Genomic DNA, 3,226 nt, shown 5'->3' on the forward strand with positions numbered 1-3,226 from the left:
ATTCCACTACAGCTCCAAGATTTCGAACTCTCAAAGCCTGAAAAAGATGTCTTTGTTAAAATGAAATTCAAAATTCCTACTGTCGGGGATGTAAAAGTTGAAGATAAGTAAGTTGCTTAATCTCTGTGCTGTTCTACTGGTTATTCCATTTTCTGCCAGCGGGGATATTTTCTTTTCTTTAGACAAGTTAAAACCCAAAAAAGAAAAATCCTCTAATTCAAATTTTCAGGTTCCTGAAACAAAAGTTGACCCGTCAAAGTTCAAACTCACCGGAATAGTTGATGGCAGAGTAAAAATGGCCATTATTAATGGTAAACTCGTTAAGATTTCAGATAAGATAGATAGTTGTGTTGTTAGAAAAATCCAGCCAAAGAAAGGGGTAGTAACTCTTGATTGTAATGGATATGATATTAATCTGATGTTAAATGAGTTTAAAGGGAGCAGACATTGAGAAAGATACTCCTGTTGCCTGCAATTTCCATTTTAACTTTTGGCTGCAGCCACTCCTCAAAGATCAAAGTAACTCCTGACGTTTCTAAACCTAAAGAGACCAAGCCTATTTCTATCTCCATCACTCCTATGCCGTTAGAGCCTCCTACACTGCAAGAGATAAAGAGGTTTACAGAAAAATCAGAGGAGCTTCCAGAAAGCAATTTGAAAGTTCACCTCTCCTTTAAGGATGCAGATGTAAAGGATGCCCTCTTGGCTCTGGCAAAGGCAACTGACTATAACGTTATAATTCCACCTGATATTGAAGGAAAGGTAACTGTTGACCTTGACGGAAAAAGTTTGGAGGAGTGTCTGGACGCTCTTCTTTCTCCCTTAGGATACTCCTACAAGTTAGATGGTCGGGTAATAAAAATAATTACCCGAGAAACGAAAGTTTTTCACCTCCTTTTCCCCACATCTCAAAGAGAATTTGAATCAAGCATAGATGCAACCATAGGAAGCAGCGGCACAGGTGGCAGCATTGGTGGAAGTGAAGGAAGTAGTGGGGCTTCTGGAACAGCATCAATGCGTGTAGCCAATAGATATAACGTGAATTTCTGGAACGAAGTGAAGGAGGTTTTAAACTCTATTCTTAAAGAGGACAATAAAGCTCTCTACTCCATTGAACAGTCAACAGGGACGATAGTCGTTACGGCTAAACCCAGAGAAATTTCCCGGGTTGCCCAGTTTGTAGAAAAGCTGAATTCATTCTCAAGTAAACAGGTTACAATAGAGGCTAAAATTTTAGAAGTCAAGTTAAACAGGAAAAACCAAACTGGAATCAACTGGAAGCTACTGACGGATAACAACTTCTTCGGGGCAGGAGCTACGGTTTCCTTTAGTTCGGGATCTCCAGACAGTATGCCGTTTAATTTTCAGGTTGTAAAAGCAGACAAAAAAATTTCGTCTATCATAGGTTTACTTTCTCAGTTCGGTAAAGTAAACGTCCTTTCATCACCCAGAATTGTTGCTGTTAATGGTCAACCGGCAATGATAAAAGTTGGTAAAGATTACATCGTTATATACAGTTCTCAAACAACGTCTTCAACCGCCACAGGAAGCCAAGCTGCAACCACGATTACTACTCAGGAAATAGAAACCAGTTCCGTAACTACTGAAGGTGTGGTGTTAACCATTGTTCCAAAGATAATCGGAAGAGATCAAGTTCTTTTGAACATTACACCGGCAATAAGTTCTTTGGATACACCTCTAATTACAAACTCAGGTTCTGGAGATACGTCCGAGTTTATGAATAAGGTTTTTGCCGTAAATGTCAGACAGCTCAATACTATAGTAAGAGCTAAAAATGGAGAAACAGTAATTTTAGGAGGTTTGATAGCAGAGTCCAAATCTAAGGAATCTGAAGGTGTTCCTGTGCTTAAAGACATTCCTCTACTTGGCATACCTTTTAAGTCAACAACAACCACGACCTCTAAAACAGAATTGGTAATTATGCTAACTCCTCATATAGAAACTGGAGAGTGAAAAGAGTAAACATGATTAGAACATTTTTTTTTACTTTGACTTTAGTGCTAACTTCGATTTCTGCAGCTCTTACTTCTGAAAGGCCTAAGTATTACTGTGTTCAGGTAGTAAGCGTTAAAAATGTTAAAGTTGCTAAGAAGCTATTGCACAAGTTGAATGAAGAGCCAGATGCAAGAATAGAGAGAAGAGGTAAATACTATACGGTTAGAGTCGGTTATTTTAAAACCCGAGAGGAAGCCCAAAAAGAACTTATAAAAATAAAAAGAATTACCTCAATCCCAGATGTTTATGTAAGAACCTGCCTTTATAACCCTAAAACTATAGTTGCTATAGCAAACAACGGATTCAAAAAGGATGTCCTCTCATCCAAAAGCAGCAAGAAAAGGAATAAAGAAAGAAAGAAAACTAACAATTTAAAGAGTCAAAGCCGTTCTCCTCAAGTTCTGTTAAAAAAGAAAGAGGGGCTATTTTACCTCTATATGGAAAAAGCTAAAATTTGTATGGGTAAAAAAGACTGTTCTATGGCAGTTGAATACCTAAAGAAAGCAATTAAGGAAAATCCAAAGGACCCTAAGCCTTACGTTTACCTTGGGTATGCTTATTTACACTTAAAGGAATTTGACAAGGCTTTAAAAGCCTTTCAGCAGGCTTTACTGATCAACCCCTCTTACTCTGAAGGATATGAGGCTCTTGGATATTTTTACCTTAAGTTAAACAATCCGAAGGCAGCAGAAATTTTCCTTAAAAAGGCTTATGAGCTTAAACCAGACAATATCTACTATGGAGTAAACTACGCTATTGCTCTTATGGAACTTGGGAAATATGACTCTGCTGAAAAAGTTTTTTCCAGTATAAAAACAAGGTTTCCTTTTATCCCTGAAATCTACTTTAACGAGGCACTTTTATACTTGAAAAAAGGAGATATAGCTAAAGCAACAAAGGATCTTGAAACGTTTATTTCCCTAACGGAAGGAATAAACCGGTATAAACAATATACGAAGAAAGCAAAACTGATACTCAAAACCATTTCCAGGACTAAGAGTGAGAAAAGGACTAACTCTGGTTGAGATTGCTATTGTCTTAGTAATTATCGGCCTCTTAATGTTTACCTCTGTGAGAAGTTGCATTTCTTCCATGAAAGGCGTTAGGGTTGATAAAACTAAAGATGAACTTACAACCTGTGAAAACCGCATCCTAGAAATGATTTGTAGAGATTTGTCGGTTGATAATTCATCCTCCTGTCCTTTCAAAG

The 3,226-nt window shown here is 37.6% G+C and carries 3 protein-coding genes; all 3 read left to right on the top strand.

Going from position 1 to position 3,226, the window contains the following annotated elements; all coding sequences use genetic code 11:
• The first annotated feature begins 97 nt into the window (after positions 1-97).
• From MV676_RS06655 to MV676_RS06665, 3 genes are read left to right on the top strand one after another with little or no spacing between them, the layout of a single operon-like run.
• Complete coding sequence (locus tag MV676_RS06655; RefSeq protein WP_297446018.1) at positions 98-451, top strand: hypothetical protein; 354 nt, start codon at positions 98-100, stop codon at positions 449-451.
• A complete protein-coding gene (locus MV676_RS06660; protein WP_297446020.1) occupies positions 448-1,974 on the top strand; it encodes a secretin and TonB N-terminal domain-containing protein in 1,527 nt (508 codons plus the stop codon). The genes MV676_RS06655 and MV676_RS06660 overlap by 4 nt, the downstream gene beginning before the upstream one ends.
• A gap of 11 nt (positions 1,975-1,985) precedes the next feature.
• Positions 1,986-3,041, top strand: a complete 1,056-nt coding sequence (locus tag MV676_RS06665) for a tetratricopeptide repeat protein (protein ID WP_297446023.1) — start codon at positions 1,986-1,988, stop codon at positions 3,039-3,041.
• Positions 3,042-3,226: the final 185 nt, after the last annotated feature.

The organism is Desulfurobacterium sp., assembly GCF_027028515.1.
Lineage (GTDB): Bacteria > Aquificota > Aquificia > Desulfurobacteriales > Desulfurobacteriaceae > Desulfurobacterium_A.

Coding starts and splice junctions, on each gene's coding strand:
- MV676_RS06665 (WP_297446023.1), top strand. CDS start 1,986: ATGATTAGAACATTTTTTTTTACTTTGACTTTAGTGCTAACTTCGATT.